At 37.8% G+C, this 18,852-nt stretch carries 14 protein-coding genes; 7 read left to right on the forward strand and 7 right to left on the reverse strand.

Going from position 1 to position 18,852, the window contains the following annotated elements:
* The first annotated feature begins 754 nt into the window (after positions 1-754).
* The 4 genes from PVV69_RS02285 to PVV69_RS10030 all read left to right on the forward strand — a co-directional run bounded on the left by PVV69_RS02285 (position 755) and on the right by PVV69_RS10030 (position 4,142).
* Positions 755-1,690 carry a D-2-hydroxyacid dehydrogenase family protein gene (locus tag PVV69_RS02285; protein WP_273755376.1) on the forward strand — a complete coding sequence of 312 codons (936 nt, stop codon included), beginning with the start codon at positions 755-757 and terminating at the stop codon, positions 1,688-1,690.
* A gap of 94 nt (positions 1,691-1,784) precedes the next feature.
* On the forward strand, positions 1,785-3,107 hold the full coding sequence (locus PVV69_RS02290) for an MFS transporter (protein WP_273756297.1): 1,323 nt from the start codon (positions 1,785-1,787) through the stop codon (positions 3,105-3,107).
* Positions 3,108-3,300: 193 nt separating this feature from the next.
* Positions 3,301-3,570, forward strand: a complete 270-nt coding sequence (locus PVV69_RS02295; RefSeq protein WP_273756298.1) for a hypothetical protein — start codon at positions 3,301-3,303, stop codon at positions 3,568-3,570.
* A 356-nt stretch (positions 3,571-3,926) separates the two neighbouring features.
* The gene (locus tag PVV69_RS10030; protein ID WP_273755406.1) at positions 3,927-4,142 is read left to right on the forward strand and encodes a TauD/TfdA family dioxygenase; all 216 of its coding nucleotides are present in this window, start codon (positions 3,927-3,929) and stop codon (positions 4,140-4,142) included.
* 673 nt (positions 4,143-4,815) lie between these two features.
* Here the strand turns inward: PVV69_RS10030 and PVV69_RS02305 are convergent.
* The 7 genes from PVV69_RS02305 to PVV69_RS02335 form a co-directional block, all read right to left on the reverse strand.
* Positions 4,816-6,615, reverse strand: coding sequence for an acetolactate synthase 3 large subunit (locus PVV69_RS02305; protein WP_273756299.1), 1,800 nt, complete (start codon positions 6,613-6,615; stop codon positions 4,816-4,818).
* 271 nt (positions 6,616-6,886) lie between these two features.
* Entirely contained in the window at positions 6,887-7,759 is an 873-nt protein-coding gene (gene miaA / locus PVV69_RS02310; RefSeq protein WP_273756300.1) for a tRNA (adenosine(37)-N6)-dimethylallyltransferase MiaA, read from the reverse strand.
* Between the two features lie 627 nt (positions 7,760-8,386).
* Positions 8,387-9,904, reverse strand: coding sequence for a Do family serine endopeptidase (locus PVV69_RS02315; protein ID WP_273756301.1), 1,518 nt, complete (start codon positions 9,902-9,904; stop codon positions 8,387-8,389).
* A 153-nt stretch (positions 9,905-10,057) separates the two neighbouring features.
* Positions 10,058-10,993: a protease modulator HflC gene (gene hflC, locus PVV69_RS02320; protein ID WP_273719947.1), complete on the reverse strand. Its 936-nt coding sequence runs from the start codon at positions 10,991-10,993 to the stop codon at positions 10,058-10,060.
* Positions 10,994-10,995: 2 nt separating this feature from the next.
* On the reverse strand, positions 10,996-12,141 hold the full coding sequence (gene hflK, locus PVV69_RS02325; RefSeq protein WP_273756356.1) for an FtsH protease activity modulator HflK: 1,146 nt from the start codon (positions 12,139-12,141) through the stop codon (positions 10,996-10,998).
* Between the two features lie 118 nt (positions 12,142-12,259).
* Positions 12,260-12,769, reverse strand: a complete 510-nt coding sequence (locus PVV69_RS02330; protein WP_273756302.1) for a dihydrofolate reductase — start codon at positions 12,767-12,769, stop codon at positions 12,260-12,262.
* Complete coding sequence (locus tag PVV69_RS02335) at positions 12,766-13,560, reverse strand: thymidylate synthase (RefSeq protein WP_273756303.1); 795 nt, start codon at positions 13,558-13,560, stop codon at positions 12,766-12,768. The genes PVV69_RS02330 and PVV69_RS02335 overlap by 4 nt, the downstream gene beginning before the upstream one ends.
* A 216-nt stretch (positions 13,561-13,776) precedes the next feature.
* On the opposite strand from PVV69_RS02335, the gene PVV69_RS02340 reads away from it, so the two are divergent.
* The 3 genes from PVV69_RS02340 (at position 13,777) to PVV69_RS02350 (ending at position 18,814) form a co-directional block, all read left to right on the forward strand.
* Positions 13,777-15,084 carry an MFS family transporter gene (locus PVV69_RS02340; RefSeq protein ID WP_273756304.1) on the forward strand — a complete coding sequence of 436 codons (1,308 nt, stop codon included), beginning with the start codon at positions 13,777-13,779 and terminating at the stop codon, positions 15,082-15,084.
* Positions 15,085-15,667: 583 nt separating this feature from the next.
* Positions 15,668-16,975: an MFS family transporter gene (locus PVV69_RS02345; RefSeq protein ID WP_273756305.1), complete on the forward strand. Its 1,308-nt coding sequence runs from the start codon at positions 15,668-15,670 to the stop codon at positions 16,973-16,975.
* 531 nt (positions 16,976-17,506) lie between these two features.
* The gene (locus tag PVV69_RS02350) at positions 17,507-18,814 is read left to right on the forward strand and encodes an MFS family transporter (RefSeq protein WP_273756306.1); all 1,308 of its coding nucleotides are present in this window, start codon (positions 17,507-17,509) and stop codon (positions 18,812-18,814) included.
* Positions 18,815-18,852: the final 38 nt, after the last annotated feature.

Raw genomic sequence — 18,852 nt, forward strand, 5'->3', positions numbered from 1 at the left:
CTATACACTTTTTCTAACCAAAATTTAGAATGAGAAAAAGAGCATTGCAATTGCAAAACCCTTGCTAGAAAAAATATCCTTAACAAGATAAAAATAATGTAATTTTATGAATACTATTTTACACAATCAATCGGCTTTCTTGCACATAAAAATAAAGTACATCCACTCTTACGAAATAATAATGAAATATATCAAGAACCTTTTGGCAGAAAGAGAAATAGCTCTCAACAAGCCTAATTAATCCTATGATGATACAGCTATAAAGTTCCTATCTCCCTCTTATCATGATTTTAATAAATTGACTCTTCATGCTACAAATAAGTTATATCTCAACGACAAAGAGAGACATCACGCTTATATGAAGCACGCTTTATCTCGCACAAATATGGAGCTTTTTCTGTTTCGACAATAAAATCTGGTTCGTAAGTATGACCTTCTTGCTAGTCTATTATAAGGAAACTGGGACATGGTTTCATGTCCAGCGTAGCACTTCAGGTTTGTCCCCGAGAATATGAGAAAAGCGCAATTCTCCATTTACTCAATCAAACTTTTTCTTTTTGTCGCAATGTGTTAAAGTTTATAAAGACTAACTGATTAATACTATTCTTATTGCTAGAAATACAATGAAATCAAGGTGTATAATTTGTTAATAGGCTTGGCGTTATGTCAAAAAATCAGCGGTGAGATTGCTTTTTGGTTGTTTTAGAAATGAAATAATGGCTCAAATATTGATGAATAAAACGGGGGATTTAAATTGAAAATATTAATTCCAGATGACTATCAAAAAGCCACCCTAACATTACAGTCTATTAAAAAATTAATGAAATCGCATGAAGTGCTGGTTATAAATAATTTAGCTCAAGAATGTGATTTAGAAGATAAGCTCAAAGAGATAGATATTCTTATCTTAATCAGAGAGCGGACTATAGTTGATAGAAATCTTCTCCTGAAACTGCCAAATTTAAAATTAATCTGCCAAACAGGCCCTATAGGTTCACATATTGACATAGAAGCTTGTAGAGACTTAGGAATTGAAATATTAGATGGTGGTGGAGATCCAACTTCTGCTGCTGAATTTGCCTGGCTCTTAATGATGTCTGCGCGGAGAAAATTCTGTAAATCTGTGTCTGATATGAAAAAAGGACGATGGCAAACAACATTTGGCAACCAAATGAAAGGGGCTACTCTTGGAATATTCGGGTTTGGGCGTATTGGGAAAAAGGTTGCTCAATATGCTCAAGCTTTTGGCATGTCCATTTTGGTTTATGGGAGCGAGCGTTCAACACAAGAAGCAAAAAATTTAGGTTATTATTTTACGCATTCAAAAAATGATTTTTTTACACGTCCTGACATTATATCTGTACATTTACGTTTAAGCGATAAAACCAGAGAAATCATTCAACTAGATGATCTGTTGAGTATGAAACCCCATGCTCTTTTTGTCAACACGGCGCGTTCAGCTTTGGTTGAAAAAGGGGCAATAGAAAAAATACTAAGTTTGGAAAATTCAACTTACTTTGCACTGGATGTTTATGACAGCGAGCCAGTATATGAGAGCAAATTATTGCAATCAGAGAGAGTTCTTTGCACACCACATCTGGGCTATGTGACTGAAGAAAGCTTTGAGAATTATATGGAAAAAGCTTTCCAAAATATAGCGTCTTTTATGAAGACGCTTAATGCCGGCTGAGCTAATGTTTGTAAAATTTATCTTATATCGCTAGCGTATCAAATTTGCACGACACATAATAGCTTATTTCCTTAAATGAAGCATATTCCTTAGCTTGTATATTAATACCAATCATATTAACAAATTTTTATGTCATCCGCATAAAATACCTCATTTATTGTTGCAATCATTATTAAAAAGACTACCAATATCCTCTCATTGTAGGGGGCTGAGTGAGCAATCATCAATTTATAGAAAAAATTATTATCGATGGATTGTATTGCTTGTTGCCACTATCTCTCAAGCATCAGCCTGCTTCTTTGTTCAAGGGATTGGTCCTTTAGCTGAATTTTTTAAGAAGGATTTCTCGCTGAGTGACTCTCAAATAGGTTTGCTGTCTTCAGCAGCGCAATTCCTACCTATTATTGGCTTACTTATAGCTGGCGAATTACTAGACAAGTTTAACGAGCGCTATATTGTTGGCGTTGGCGCACTCGGCGTTTCTGTCGCTCTTTTGTTGGGAGCAATCGCAGATAACTATATTTTCCTTTTGGTTTGTTTGCTCATTGTAGGGGGATTTTATAGTTCTGCTCAACCTAGTGGCGCTAAATCTGTTTCTGCATGGTTTCCACAATCGCAACGCGGATTTGCAATGGGAATAAGGCAGGCGGGACTACCATTAGGTGGGGCATTAGCTGGGATGGTTCTTCCTGCGAGTGCGCTTGTCTATGGCATACAAGGTGCGTTTTTGGTCGGTGCCATCGTTTCTTTTTTAGGGGGATGTATCTTTATTATCTTTTATCACGCACCCGCAAAAGTTGTCGCTATCGTTCCAAAAAGCAAGGCAAAAGTTTCGTTCTATGCAAATGTAAGGTCTCGTCTTGCGATGTTGGCTGCGCCGCATATGAAGAATATTATTTTTTCAGGCGTTTCACTTGTGATCGTCCAATATGTTTTAACCATTTTTATAACTGTTTATTTTTATAGAATCTATCACCTGCCTCTAGATAAAAGTACTTATTTGTTTTTTGTTTCACAGGCTTCTGGTGCCTTAGGAAGAATTATTTTAGCAGCGTGGAGTGATCATTGTAAAAAAGGACGATTTTTTCCTGTCTTGTTTTGCATGATTGCAGTCGTTTTTGGATTTTTAATATTAATTTTGGGCATGAATGGATCCATAATTTATTTAACTCTTTTATCTGCCTGGTTAGATTTTTTGGGGATTAGGATGGTATGGCCCTTGGGTTGCTTATATTGTAGACTCCTCGCCGAAAGAAAGCGTTGGCTTTTCTCTGGGATTAGCAATGTCTGTCAATCAAATCGCAATTATTGCTGCTCCACCATTATTTGGATTAATCCAAGATTTTACAGACACTTATTTACTAACATGGTTGATTTTAATTTTAATGATTGTTTTTTCACTTTTCTTAGTAAATAAAGTAGGGGAATACAATTGGGGAGGAAATTGCAATGATAAATGAAAATACTTTTGAGTTGAGCAATGTCGAAAGAGACAATCTTTGGGAGGCTTTAGACCATATTATTTATGATCCATACGGTGGTATTGAATATTCGGTTAAGCTAAAAAAATAGCATTTTCGCTGCTACCCCATAGAATCTTGGCAATTCTTATGAATCAAAAGATGTCTATTACCCCTAGACCATATTTAGTCTTTGAAAACCTTCCTATTGATAGAAAAATTAATACGTCACCTAATCCTTATAATTTAGATGCGTCTTGTAAAAGTAGCTATATGAGCGAAAATTTAATTATGATGTTTTCTTTATTGATCGGAGAGCCTTATTCAATTAAGTTTGAAGGCAAACATATAGTAAATAACCTGGTTCCTTTAGAGGATAATAAAAAAGATTATACAGGATTAGGATCTGAAGTTGAGTGAGATTTTCATAGAGAAAATGCTGCACTAAAATTTATAAAAGGTTTAAATTTATCTCCTAAAGGGATACTTTTAACTGGTGTTCGCAATGATGTTGATGGCCCGTTAACGAGAATATCTGATGCACGTCTAGCTTTAAAACTTTTAAGTGAAGAGGATTTGAGGAGTTTAAGGGATAATTTATATATAATTAATGTTCCCTATGAGATGGAGAAAAAATGGGGTAACCTCTACAAGTAAAGTGCCCCTCGTTCAAGGGGACGGTGAATTCCCAGATATCAGCGCTGTTTTTTATCCGGGCATGTTAGAACCACAGTCCAAAAAAAGCCAAGGACGCTTTAGATCATTTTTATGAAGCTATTAAGGCTGTATCTTTTGGAATTGATGTACAACCAGGAAGATTATTATACATTGATAACAGAATGGCTCTACACTCTAGAGATAAATTTTCTGGATCATTTGATCGTTATAAAAATCCAATGCGGTGGATTCAAAGAGTATTTGTGTCTGCAGACTTATGGAATCATCGATATGTAGAACAAATAAAAGAAAGAGTCTTTGATTTTCAATGCTAATGTCCTGATAATGATATGATGTTGAGTATTATTCTGGTTTATATAGATTGACTACACATCTCATATGTATAGGTTTCTCACGCATAATCAGGTGAGGTTACTACCTGATTATAAGCTATAGTGGTCAATTAATTTTCTATGACTGCATTTGATCTTTGTTATTTTTGCCTTTCCTTCCAAGCCGCTAGGGTGATTATCCTATCAAGCCCTTAAAAGAGTGATTTGGAGTAATTTCATAATGCAAAACCAAAACATAGTGACAAACTTTTCTATTGTTTTCACAAGTATGACGGTTTGCATAGTTGCACCTTTCAAGCACGGCAGCTTTTTTTCTTGCACGATGGAATCTTTCATATATTGAGATAACATAATTAATTTATAACAGATAATGCAATGTATTATCTAAAAAATGCAACGAAATAGCTATTAATGTGAACATATGAATTTAAAAAATAAACATCGCGTACAAATAAATTCAAACATAGTTGGGCACACGACTTATAATATTTTTTAGATGAGCAAATAATAATACACCCCATGTCTTTAAACAAAAAATGAAAATCATAAAATAAGCTCTAAGGATAATAGGAACTCTCCATAAAGAAGAGACAGAGATGAAGACTCCAAAGTCTTCATCATCACCATCCTTCACTATTTTGTTAACATATTCATTTTATACAAGAATCTTTCCCTCGGAAGAAACAGCATTTGCAACAGCTTCCTCGCTTGCCTCATCGGGTAATAACATCTCATTATGGGCACATCCCGATGGGATCATAGGAAAACAGTTTTCTAAATTATCAACAAGACAATCAAAGAGAACAGGCTTATCACAATCAATCATTTGCTGAATTTTATCATCAAGTTCATCGGGTTTTGAACAATGAATTCCCATGGCTCCGTAAGCTTGTGCCAATTTTACAAAATCAGGCATCGATTCCGTATAAGAATGAGAGAGACGATTACCATGCAACAATTGCTGCCACTGACGAACCATCCCCATATATTGATTATTTAAAATAAAAATTTTCACTGGCGTATTATGCTGAATTGCTGTTGCAAGCTCTTGAATATTCATCTGAATAGAGGCATCACCAGAAATACATACAACAAGTGCATCAGGATGCGCTATTTGAACACCGATAGCCGCAGGAAGACCATAACCCATAGTTCCAAGACCACCAGAAGTCATCCAACGTTTTGGCTTATCAAAACGATAATATTGTGCGGCCCACATCTGATGCTGTCCAACATCTGTTGTCACATAAGCATTCGCATCTTTGGTCAATGCATAAAGCCGCTCAAGAGCATATTGTGGCATAATGACATCTTTTGTTTCCATATATGCCAATGAATTACGCGCTTTCCAGCGCTTAATTTGCCTCCACCACGCATCACGACTCTCATGATGAAATATCGGTTTGTACATATGCAAACGTTGATTAATATCTCTCAAAACATCAGCCACATCGCCAATCAATGGAACTTCCACTTTTACAGTTTTATTGATGGAAGAAGGATCAATATCAATATGGATAATACGCGCATGAGGTGCAAAAGCATCAAGACGTCCAGTAATACGATCATCAAACCGTGCCCCAACAGCTAACATGACATCACAATCATGCATGGCCATATTCGCCTCATAGGTTCCATGCATTCCAAGCATTCCCAGCCAATTTTTGCTAGAAGCCGGATAAGCACCAAGTCCCATGAGTGTTGATGTAATCGGAAAGTCTCCCAACTCAACCAAATCACGCAAAAGCTGTACAGCTTGTGGGCCAGATGAAATCACACCACCACCAGAATAAATAACAGGACGTTTTGCTTCTGCTAAAAGAGCAACAGCACATTCAAGTGCCTCACTCTTCCCTTTTAACTGTGGAGAAGAATGCTGAGATGCCATAACTTGAGGCATTCTATAAATACCCAAAGCAAATTGAACATCCTTAGGAATATCAATCAAAACCGGTCCTGGACGCCCTGATTGAGCAACGGCAAAAGCTTCATGAATAATGGCGGCAAGATCATTGACATCTTCAACCAACCAATTCCGTTTCGTACAGGGTTTTGTAATACCAACCGTATCAGCCTCTTGAAAAGCATTTGTTCCAATCACAGTTGTCGATACCTGACCAGAAAAACAAACAAGCGGGATCGAATCCATAAGTGCATCTTGCAAAGGTGTCACAGCATTTGTTGCCCCTGGACCAGAAGTCACCAGCATAACCCCTACCTTCCCTGTACTGCGTGCATAACCTTCAGCAGCATGCCCCGCCGCCTGTTCATGACGCACCAAAATATGCCGCAGTGAATCCTGTTGATAAAGGACATCAAAAATAGGAAGCACAGCTCCACCAGGATAACCAAAGAGATGCTGAACTCCTTGATCAATAAGAGCTTGAACCACCATTTCAGCACCAGACATTCTTTTACCGTCCGCACTCTGTTGCATTTTTGGATGATTTGTCATTTTTCCCACTCGCTTACTTGATAGCACAATAAAAAAGCTCCCGAAGGAGCCTATCAAAAAAGGCTCTGAGAGAGCCTACTACACACAAAAAACATATATTGTATGACTACCCCCCTTATTCCGATACACAAAACCTATAAGGAAAATACTTCCTGTGAAACACATTTCTAATTACATTGATAGCGTCCGTCAATAAAAAATTATATTTCTTAAAAAAATCCATTTACAATGAACTTTTTTCAAATGCTTTTTAAGTTTTTCAGCTTATCTATCAAGAAAGAATCATCCATTCTTCATTAAATTGATTACGAAACCATGTCATCTGCCTTTTGGCATATCTCCTTGTTTGTGTTTTCACCATTTCAAGAGCATTTTCAAAACTTCTGTGTCCATCCAAATGCGCTATAAATTCAGCGATACCAATAGCCTTCATCGCTGGTAACAAAGGGGAAAGTGCAAGCTTTTTTATAGCAATCACCTCTTCTAAAGCACCTCTCTCAACCATAGAGTCTAACCGCTGATGAATACGTTCATAAAGCTGTTGACGAGGTGGAATAAGAAGAAATTTTTCTGCAATATGCGCTCTAATGAGAGGTGCTGTTTTTTGTTTCTGCCACCAACTTAATTTCTTACCTGTTGCATCATAAACTTCTAAAGCACGAACAATACGCTGCCCATCCTGCGAAGAAATTTTCTCAGCAAGAGTAGTATCAATCAATAACAACTGGCGATAAAGACTCTCCACCCCCTCTTTATCAAGCCGAAGTCGCCACTTTTGTCGCACAACATCTGAAACATGAGGAATTTTTGACATCCCTTCTAAAAGAGCACGGAAATAAAGCCCTGTTCCACCAACAAAAATAAGCGATTTGGATGTAAACGTCGTCAATAACGTTTCAACATCACACAACCATTTTCCTACCGAATAATTCACCACAGGACTCACATGACCATACAGATAGTGTGGAACAACCGCAGTATCAGCCCTCGTTGGTCGAGCTGTTAAAATATTCAAAACATCATAAACCTGCATGGAATCTGTGTTAATAATGAGAGCATCTTTTTCTTGAGCCATTTGTAGGGCAAACGCTGATTTTCCACTTGCCGTTGGCCCCGCTATCAATGTAATTGTTCTCTGCGTCATGAATGGAAATTCCTCTATCCATCAATCAAAACTCTTTTCAACATACGTCCCCCAAAGGCATAGCATTTCATCTAGACTATTATAAAATGAACTCCTTAAACGAAATATATAAAAATCTCTATAGGAAGTGCAAAGACGCGCCTCTAATAATTCTACTTTCTTTGCAAAACTAAAAAAATAAAACAATAACAATAAAAAAACTTAAACTTTTTTTCTTCTTATTATCATTCAATAACAAAATACAGCATAGGAGCTCTTTCACACTGTTCGCCATAAAAACACGCTCCTTACAAAGAGTAAGAAAAAACAATATTGAACTTAACCTATACAATCAAAAAGTTTTATTTTTTATACAAAAGAGATAATATTCTGATCGTAATAAACACCCAGCAGATTATATGCTTTTACACTTTCATTTTTCCCGCAACTGTTTTTTCCATTAACCTCAAAACCAAGATAGGCAACATCCACAACTGAAGAGTTCTGATATGAATCCTTCTACATCAGGAATATTTAAAAACTGAAGGGAAAAATACCAACTCCCGCATACTGTGAGAGCGATAAAAAACACGAGTGCTTAAACAAACATCTCAAAAATGAATTTCTAAAATATCAATCCCCTCAACATCAATCCATTGGAACCGTTACGAACCGTAATTCTCCATCAGGACGAGCAACAATGAGGAGAGCATTTTTGCGTCCAGCTTCACGTAATTTATGAATACGTTTTTTAGCCTCATCAATCGTTGTGACAGAACTTTGATTAATATCAACAATCACTTCCCCTATACGAATACGCTTTTTATCCGCCGCACTATTTTTTACAACAGATGTCACCACCAATCCCCGCAGTTTATCCGTAATGGAATAATATTGACGCAAATCCGCTGTAAGCTCAGATAATGTCATTCCCATAAATTGCATTGTCACGTTTTCTGATACAGTATCACCTTTTTCATTATCGGATTCTTCTTGTGAACCCTCATTTGCATCTGTCTCAATCAAACGTCCAAGCTTAACTTTTACTGTTTTTTTCTGCCCATTTCGCAAAACAGTAACATCCACCACTTTTCCCTCTGAACTTTCCGCTACTAAACGGGGTAAATCACGCGCATGCTTAATTTGCGTATCTCCAAAAGAAAGAATAACATCTCCAGTCTGTAATTGACTATTATCCACATCCGCCTGTTCTATCTTACCAGCAACCAATGCTCCCACAGCATTGTCTAGCTTCAGATTTTTGGCAATATCTTCTGTCACCGGTTGAATACGTATAGCTAACCAACCACGTCTTATTTCTCCCAAATCACGCAACTGATTAATAACAGAAAGAGCCATATCCGATGGTATAGCAAAACCGATACCTATAGATCCTCCAGAAGGTGAAACAATTGCTGTATTAATGCCAATGACCTTACCGCTTCTATCAAATAAAGGACCGCCAGAATTACCTCGATTAATCGCTGCATCAGTCTGAATAAAATTATCATAAGGTCCAGCATTAAGATCACGATTACGTGCAGAAATAATGCCAACCGTCACACTTCCACCAAAACCATAAGGGTTACCAATAGCCATAACCCAATCACCAATACGCGCCTTTTCTGAGTCACCAAAACGGACAGCTTTTAACTTTCTACTTTTTGCATCCACTTGCAGCAACGCTAAATCAGTCTTGCTATCCTTTCCAAGCAATTTTGCTTTTAGTTTTGCACCATCCGTAAAATTCACTTCAATATCATCAGCATCAACAATAACGTGATAATTTGTAACAATAAGCCCTCTTTGCGCATCAATTACAAAACCAGAACCCAAAGAGCGTACCTTTTGAAACTGACTATCTTTTTGATCATCTTTAGGTGCAAAAAAATCATCAAAATATTCTTGTAATAATGAATCTTTTGGGATAACAGGCACCGGACTATTCTCGTCTTGTTCAGTACCCTCAACGGTCTGTGCTGTGGAAATATTAACAACGGTCTCCAAAAGCTCTGCAGCCAAATCAGGAACGGAAAGCAGTGTCTCTTTTGTTTGCGTTCCCCAACATAAACTGATTGATCCTGATAAAAACAAAACCACACAGATAACAACTCTTGTGACAAAAAACTTCAAAGACGTATTTTTATCTACGACACTTCTACCCATAACATGCCTTTAACAAAATGCTACAAGAGCCTCACTCAATTTATCTATGCAAAACCATTATGGCTCAATACTTTACCACTTGCATCAGAAAAGAAAACAACAACAGATCACATTTCCTATGCAAAAGCACAAGTTTACAATCCCTCGTTGCTTCTACTCTCCTCCGATTTTTGGATCAGTTTTATTCAAGCCAGTATTCATGTTTGATGAAAATTTTCTCTTTTCCTGCAACGGATTGTGGAAATACAAAAAGAAACTCTCATTTGGTGAAACCACCATCGGTATACGCTCTAAGTTTTTATACTGTTCCATCGCCAACCAAAAATCGTAAAAGGATGGATTGACTTCCCTAGCAGTCAATAAAAGGCGAATACTCTCAGCTTGCCCTTCACCGCGAGTAATTTCAGCATCACGTTTAGCAGCTGCAACGATCTCTTCATATTCACGATTAGCCTCGGCCACAATACGGTCTCTCTCCTGCTGCCCCCGAGCACGAATATTTTCTGCTGCCGCCTCACGTTCAGCCGCCATTTGCCGATAGACATCTTCTGAAACAGCATCCGTTAAATCAGTTTTGCGAATACGCACATCGAGAATAGTAATGCCCAATGAGCCTGCATCTACAGAAAACTGCCGTTGCACTTCGGCCATCATTGCTCCTCGTTCATCGGATAAAGCTGCCTTAAACTCTCGTTTACCATAAACAGCACGCAAAGCGTCAATAAAACGCGGTGCAAGATTTTCACGCGCAGCAATCTGCGGACGTCCTGACGCAATACGCTGTAAAAACAACTTAGGATCTGTAATACGATAAATAAAGAACGCATCCACTTCATAATAAGCACCACCTCGGACCTGCACAGATTGTGTAGGAACATCGTAACGCAATAATCGATTATCAACAACGATCATCTTATCCACAAAGGGCGCCTTAAAATAAATTCCAGGATTAGATTCTACCTTAACAATTTGCCCAAAACGTTTAATTGCCACTTGTTGACGAGGATAAACAATAAAAACAGACATCCACAAAATCATCAAAAGAAGCACGATGGGACCAAATATAAAGAAAAAACGAGACTGCCGCATCATTAGCGTCCTCCAGAAATGCGAGAATCCAAAAACGATGCCGAACGCGCTGATGTTTTTTTCGCGTTTTCTGATGAATTGCTGCGTAGCAATTCATTCAGAGGAAGATAAGGCACCGCTGGAGAATTCATTTGATCAAGAATCAACTTATGAGGTGAAGAAAGAATACGCCCCATCGTTTCCATATAAAGACGATAACGCGTAGCCTCTGGTGAAATTGCCGCCTCACGTGCTATAGCCTGAAAACGCTCAGCACGCCCTCTTGCTTCTTCAACCATTTGTGCCTTTTCACCCTTTGCAATTTCCCGTGTGCGTGAAGCCTCACCATTTGCTAAACCAATTTTAGTAAAACGCACACGATTTCCTTCCTCAATCATTCGCCCACGTTCCTGCTCTGCCTGCTGGACAGAATTAAACGCCGCTGCAACCTTTGTAGGAGGAGCAGCTTCACTGATTGACACACGACTTATTTCAACACCAAGTTGATACTTATCTACAGTCAACTGGATAATTTTTCTCACGTCATTGGCAACTTCTTCTTTTTTATCTCGTAAAACATCATCAACAGGTCTTGAGCCAATAACCTCACGCATTGCACTCTCAGCAACTTGACGAACTGTTCCTTCTTGATCATTCACATTGAAGAGAAATTGCCCCGGACGTGAAATCCGATAGTAAACAGAGAAATTGACATTAACAATATTCTGATCACTCGAAAGCATCAAACCTTCACTTTGTTGTGCCTGACCAGATTGACCACCAATTGCAATTGTTTTTTCCGTCAAAGGCACTTTCATATAAGTCTCAATTGGCCAAAAATGAAAATGCAAACCATCACCGATAATCTCTGCCTTAGGTACACCAAAACGCAACTCTACCGCTTGTTCATTTTGCTGAACAATATAAAGAGACTGATATAAACAAAAAAACACAGCAAGAAGAAGCAATAAGACAAATAGCCCACCTCTTCCAAACTGTTGAAATTGGTTTTGCCCTTTACGCAAAAGATCATCAAGATTGGAACCATTGCTCCCACCGCTACTGCCACCAGAACCAAAAATGTTCTTAGCAGATGTTTTTTTGTCACCACCGAGTTTATTTTTATCGCCGCTCCACGGGCCGCCACCATTTTGATTTGTCCAGGGCATCATCACCTCTTTAACTGACTACCATTCATCAAATACCAACCATTCACTTGATCTTATAGAGCTCTTCTTATCTGATTACAATGTAACAGATATGCTCTTTCCACTTCATTATAAACAGTTATTTCCGCTCATAAACTACAAACCGTGTCGGATGACTGTCTTTATCTCCTTCTGGAATATATTGTGTTTGCACAAGAGTCCACTTTTCTTTATCGAAAACAGGAAAAAAACTATCACCTTTAATGGAGGCTAGAACTTCTGTAAGAAATATTTTATCGGCAATATGCAACCCTTGTTGAAAAATTTCACCGCCACCAATAATAAAAATTGCATCTGCATCATTTTGCGATGCAATCCTTTTTGCAACAGAACAAGCTTGAGACAAAGAATGAACAATAACAGCGCCTTCAGCTCTCCATGTGCCATTGCGCGTAATAACGATATTTGTCCGCCCTGGCAAAGGATGCCCTAGAGAATCCCAAGTTTTTCGTCCCATAATAATGGGTTTACCGAAAGTCAAAGCCTTAAAGCGTTGTAAATCTGTCGACAGCTTCCAAGGCATAGCCCCTTCACGACCGATCACACCATTTTCTGCAACAGCTGCAATGAGACAAATGGGAAGATTCATACTGCCACCGGAGCTTTAATATGTGGTTGTGCTTCATAATTAAGCAATTCAAAATCCTCAAATTGAAAAGAAAAAAGATCTTTTACCTCTGAATTTATACGCATAAATGGCAAAGCATTTGGGTTACGAGACAACTGATATTTTGCCTGTTCGAAATGATTAGAATAAAGATGCGCATCACCAAGGGTATGAATAAAATCACCTACTTTAAGCCCACTGACTTGCGCAACCATCATTGTTAACAACGCATAAGAAGCAATATTGAATGGAACACCTAAAAAAATATCCGCTGAACGTTGATAAAGTTGACAAGATAATTTGCCATCAGCGACGTAAAATTGAAAAAGACAATGACATGGTGGAAGAGCCATCTCTTCTATCAAGGCTGGGTTCCACGCCGATACAATTAAACGACGAGAATCAGGGGTTCTTTTAATCATAGTCAAAAGATTCCTTATTTGATCGATATGTCTTCCATCAGGAGCAGGCCAAGAACGCCATTGATAACCATAAATAGGACCAAGATTCCCTTTCTCATCAGCCCATTCATCCCAAATCGATACACCATGTTTCTTCAACCACGCGATATTTGTATCACCTTTGAGAAACCATAAAAGTTCATAAATAATTGAACGCAAATGCAGCTTTTTCGTTGTTAACAATGGGAATCCAGCCTGTAAATCAAACCGCATCTGATAGCCAAAAACCGATCGCGTTCCAACACCAGTTCGATCAGTACGATCAATGCCATGATTTAAAACATGAGATAAAAGATCAAGGTAGGTTTTCATATAGATATTATGGACGATTCTCTTAATTATAGAAAATAGAAACTGTAAAATTTATAAAAATACAATTTAAATTTCTCTTCTCCAATATCTTGCACAAGAAATTACCATGATCAGATTAAACTTTTGACGCAAAAGACAAAATACTATAGACAATTCTTTGGGGAATAAATACAGGGGTAATCAACACACATGGACACAAATTAAAGGGATAGACTTATGGAGAATGAAACAACTCTAGCACCGCATGATACGAGAAGACGTATCTTTGCTATCGTATCCAGTGCATCAGGTAATCTAGTTGAATGGTATGATTTTTATGTTTATTCTTTTACATCGATTTACTTTGCATCACAATTCTTTCCCTCAGATGGCAATGTTGTTGCACAACTTTTAAAAGCCGCAGGTGTATTTGCCATTGGTTTTCTTATGCGCCCAATTGGCGGTTGGCTTTTTGGATTTATTGCTGACCGTTATGGACGTAAGCGCTCAATGCTTATTTCTGTTTTTATGATGTGCGGTGGTTCGTTCTTAATCGCCGTACTTCCTACTTATGAAACCATTGGAATGACCGCAGCAGTTCTTTTACTTTTGCTTCGAATGCTTCAAGGACTCTCGGTTGGCGGTGAATATGGTACAACAGCAACTTATATGAGTGAAGTTGCCTTAAAAAATCATCGTGGATTCTTTAGTTCTTTCCAATATACCACCCTTATTGGTGGCCAACTTTTAGCCAGCCTTGTTATATTTGTTCTGGCCCTTTATCTCTCAGAAGACCAACTAAAAGCATGGGGCTGGCGTATTCCTTTTGCAATTGGTGGATTAGGAGCGATTGTTGCCATTTATCTTCGTCGTTCACTTCATGAAACAACCACAGAAGAAAGTCGCTCTCAAAAACATGCTGGTAGCCTTACAGAGCTTTTACGCAATCATAGAAAAGCTTTTTTTCTCGTTATTGGCTTTACAGCAGGAGGATCACTGACATTTTATACATACACCACTTATATGCAAAAATATCTGATCACAACTACTGGATTTGATAAACATACAGCAACAACTATAATGACTGCTGCACTCTTCGTTTTTATGTTACTTCAACCTGCATTTGGCTTTTTAGCGGATAAAATAGGCACAAAAATTTCACTCCTCATGTGGAGTGCTTTATCTATTATCTTCACGATTCCTGGACTTAAAATGATTGCTGATACCAACGATACATGGATTGCTCTTTTAATCATTATCGGAATGCTATGCATTATGAGCTTTTATACGTCTATTTCTGGTATCGTCAAAGCGGAAATGTTCCCCGCTTCAGTACGCGCCATGGGAGTTGGGCTCTCTTATGCTATTGCTAATGCACTGTTTGGAGGCTCTGCTGAAGCTGTAGCGCTCGGCTTAAAAGATATTGGCTATGAATCTATCTTCTATTTTTATATAACCGGCATGATGATCATTGCATTTATCGCAGTTATCTTGATGCCCGATGCCAGAAAAACAGGATATCTTCAAGGAGATGATATTCATTAAACTTTTACGTTTTAAAAAAGCCCAATATTTTGGGCTTTTTTGTTATATTCGTAATATAAAAATAAAGTATTGATAATCATTCTGATCTTCCCTCATTACAGTAAAAAGCAATATTCTTTTCTGTAACGTAAATTATGAAGAGCACATTACTTTCCCTTATCATACATAAAAAGGTCTTTTTTTCTACTAAATACATTGCATTCAAAATGCAAAAAACACTTCCCTAAATCTCACAAACATTCACTCTTTTAATCAATAATGATAAAATTTTATTAAAAATGACTTCTCCCCGTGAAAATGCACTCGTCCTCTTTTTTGCAACAATGCAAGCTTAAAAAAATGAGCAGCAACCGTATTTTTTATCGTAAACGGTACAGATTGCGGATTATCGCAATATATGTGTAGAATAAACACATATTTTACTACAACTCTACCCTCTGCATGTCACAAATCTACAAGTCCAAGAGACTATTTTAAACAGCTTTTATAAAAAATAACTATTACGTCATTGAATTTTGATGGTACAAATTATTAGCAACCTTAACTAAAAAATAAACGATAGATTTAATAAAGGGAACACTTCATGAAAAGCAACACAACTCCAGCACCGCATGATACGAGAAAACGTATCTTTGCGATCATATCTAGTGCATCTGGTAATCTTGTAGAATGGTATGATTTCTATGTTTATTCTTTTACATCGATTTATTTTGCTTCGCAATTCTTTCCTGCAGATGATGATGCCGTTACACAATTGTTAAAAACTGCAGCAATCTTTTTTATAGGCTTTCTTATGCGCCCGATTGGAGCATGGCTATTTGGTTTCATTGCTGACCGTTATGGACGCAAACGCTCAATGCTTATTTCTGTTTTTATGATGTGTGGTGGCTCATTCCTCATTGCGATACTTCCCACTTACGAAACCTTGGGAATAACAGCCGCATACCTTCTGCTTTTAATCCGTATGTTTCAAGGACTTTCCGTTGGTGGTGAATATGGTACAACGGCAACTTATATGAGTGAAGTTGCCCTTAAAAATCACCGTGGACTCTTTGCGTCTTTCCAATACGCTACTCTCATTACTGGGCAGCTTCTTGCGAGTTTTATTATATTTATTCTAGCCCTTTACTTCACTGAAGATCAGTTAAAAGCATGGGGCTGGCGTATTCCTTTTGTCATTGGAGGCTTTGGAGCAATGGTTGCAATGTATCTGCGTAGTTCGCTTCATGAAACAACCACAAAAGAAAGTCGCTCTCATAAACATGCTGGTAGTATTAAAGAGCTTTTACGCAACCACACAAAAGCTTTCTTTTTGGTTATTGGCTTTACAGCAGGAGGATCGCTCACATTTTATACATACACCACTTATATGCAAAAATATTTGATTACCACCACCGGCTTTGATAAACACACTGCAACAACAATAATGACGGCAGCACTCTTTGTTTTTGTGTTACTCCAGCCTCTCGTTGGTTTTCTAGCTGATAAAATTGGCACAAGGACTTTGCTTATTAGTTGGAGTGCCTTATCCATTATCTGCACAATTCCTGTACTTAAAATGATTGGAAATGCCCATAATGCCTGGGCTGCGCTCTTAATCATTATCGGAATGCTGTGTATTATGAGTCTCTACACCTCCATTGCTGGTATCATAAAAGCAGAACTTTTCCCTGCTTCAATCCGAGCAATAGGAGTTGGACTTGCTTTTGCCATTGGTAATGCACTGTTTGGTGGCTCTGCTGAATATGTAGCACTTGGGTTAAAAAATATGGGATATGAAACTGTCTTCCCTTTTTACATCATCGCTATGATGCTCATTGCACTTATCTCAATTCTCTTGATGCCAGATATAGATAAAGGAGGATACCTTAAAGATGATGAAATCCATTAATTTTTTACACACCATAAAAAAAGCCCAAAAACTTGGGCTTTTTTAAATGAATACTATAAAAAATGAAGAAAAGAAGCAAAAATATAAAATAATTTACTTCTTGTAGTCTACCTTACAGAAAAAAATATTGTTCTCATCTATAAGGTGACGAATAAATCTCTAAAAAACTTGTTCATATTTTATCAAATATCTTTAATTGTTAAGTGATGAAATAATAAAAAGTTACATAACTTTTCTGCACTTTCAAAGCCTCATAGCGTCAATTTTTTAAACAGCTCTTTAATCACCCTTTTTACTAACATTTCATCCAGCTTGAACTTCTTTTTCAATGCCCTCCCCTCTTTAGGTTCGATATGATGTACTTTATCCTACGACAAAATAAAGTTCTCAAAAGGTATCATCATAACCAAGATATACCCTCTCAAGCAGCTTTCATTAAAATTAGTATGATACAATTGCATTTTGATGATACAAATCGTAAAACGAACTTAACTAAAAAAATAAACTATATATCTAGAAGGGGAACATTTCATGGAAAATGAGACAATTTTCGCATCTCATGATAGGAAAAAACGTATTTTTGCTATCATAGCTAGTGCATCAGGCAACCTCGTAGAATGGTATGATTTTTACGTTTACTCATTTACGTCAATTTATTTCGCATCACAATTTTTTCCCTCAGATGGTGATGTTGTTACACAACTGTTAAAAAGTGCAGGAGTCTTTTTTATTGGTTTTCTCATGCGCCCGATCGGGGCATGGATGTTTGGCTTCATTGCTGACCGTTATGGACGCAAAAACTCAATGCTGATATCTATTTTTATGATGTGTGGTGGTTCTTTCCTCATCGCCATACTCCCTACCTACGAAACCATTGGCATAACAGCAGCAATCCTTCTGCTTTTAATCCGAATGATGCAAGGACTTTCAGCGGGAGGTGAATATGGCACGGCAGCAACTTATATGAGCGAAGTTTCTCTAAAAAAACATCGGGGCTTCTTTGCTTCTTTCCAATCAGGCACACTGATTACGGGACAGCTTCTCGCGAGTTTTATTATCTTTATTTTAGCACTTTACCTTAACGAAGATCAGTTAAAATCATGGGGCTGGCGTATTCCTTTTGCTATCGGTGGATGTGGAGCACTGGTTGCCATTTATCTGCGTCGTTCGCTTCATGAAACAACCACCAAAGAAAGTCGCTCTAAAAAACACACTGGTAGTCTTAGAGAGCTTTTTACCAAACACAGTAAAGCTTTTGTAGTCATTGCTCTCTTTGCATCAGGAGGATCCCTCACCTTTTACACCTGCACCACTTATATGCAAAAATATCTCGTCACAACAACCGGATTTGATAAACATACTGCCACAACGATAATGACTGCCGCCCTGTTTGTTTTTGTTCTATTTCAACCCCTAGCAGGTATATTAGCTGATAAAATTGGCACAAAAACTTTACTCATCATTTGGAGTATACTCTCAGCACTCACTACGTTTCCTGGGCTGAGTATAATCGGCAACACGCATAGTGCATGGGTTGCCTTATTCATCATTATTGGAATGCTTTGTATTATGAGTATGTATACATCCATCTCTGGTGTCGTAAAATCAGCGATGTTCCCTACTTCAGTACGAGCATTAGGTGTAAGTCTCTCTCACGCTATTGGGAATGCATTATTTGGTGGCTCTGCTGAATATGTCGCACTTGGTTTAAAAGATATGGGACATGAAACACTGTTTTATTTCTATATAACCGGTGTCATGATTGTTGCCTTCATTGCACTGCTCTTTGTCCCAAGCATGAGCAAAGGAGGATACCTCGAAAAGGATGAGGCTCATTAACGCCTTGTATGAAATAAAAAAGCCCAATTTCTTGGGCT

The sequence above is a fragment of the Bartonella sp. MM73XJBT genome, from assembly GCF_028618465.1.
GTDB lineage: Bacteria > Pseudomonadota > Alphaproteobacteria > Rhizobiales > Rhizobiaceae > Bartonella.

Coding starts and splice junctions, on each gene's coding strand:
- PVV69_RS02295 (WP_273756298.1), top strand. CDS start 3,301: ATGAATCAAAAGATGTCTATTACCCCTAGACCATATTTAGTCTTTGAA.
- PVV69_RS02305 (WP_273756299.1), bottom strand. CDS start 6,615: ATGACAAATCATCCAAAAATGCAACAGAGTGCGGACGGTAAAAGAATG.
- miaA (WP_273756300.1), bottom strand. CDS start 7,759: ATGACGCAGAGAACAATTACATTGATAGCGGGGCCAACGGCAAGTGGA.
- PVV69_RS02315 (WP_273756301.1), bottom strand. CDS start 9,904: ATGGGTAGAAGTGTCGTAGATAAAAATACGTCTTTGAAGTTTTTTGTC.
- hflC (WP_273719947.1), bottom strand. CDS start 10,993: ATGCGGCAGTCTCGTTTTTTCTTTATATTTGGTCCCATCGTGCTTCTT.
- hflK (WP_273756356.1), bottom strand. CDS start 12,141: ATGCCCTGGACAAATCAAAATGGTGGCGGCCCGTGGAGCGGCGATAAA.
- PVV69_RS02330 (WP_273756302.1), bottom strand. CDS start 12,769: ATGAATCTTCCCATTTGTCTCATTGCAGCTGTTGCAGAAAATGGTGTG.
- PVV69_RS02335 (WP_273756303.1), bottom strand. CDS start 13,560: ATGAAAACCTACCTTGATCTTTTATCTCATGTTTTAAATCATGGCATT.
- PVV69_RS02340 (WP_273756304.1), top strand. CDS start 13,777: ATGGAGAATGAAACAACTCTAGCACCGCATGATACGAGAAGACGTATC.
- PVV69_RS02345 (WP_273756305.1), top strand. CDS start 15,668: ATGAAAAGCAACACAACTCCAGCACCGCATGATACGAGAAAACGTATC.
- PVV69_RS02350 (WP_273756306.1), top strand. CDS start 17,507: ATGGAAAATGAGACAATTTTCGCATCTCATGATAGGAAAAAACGTATT.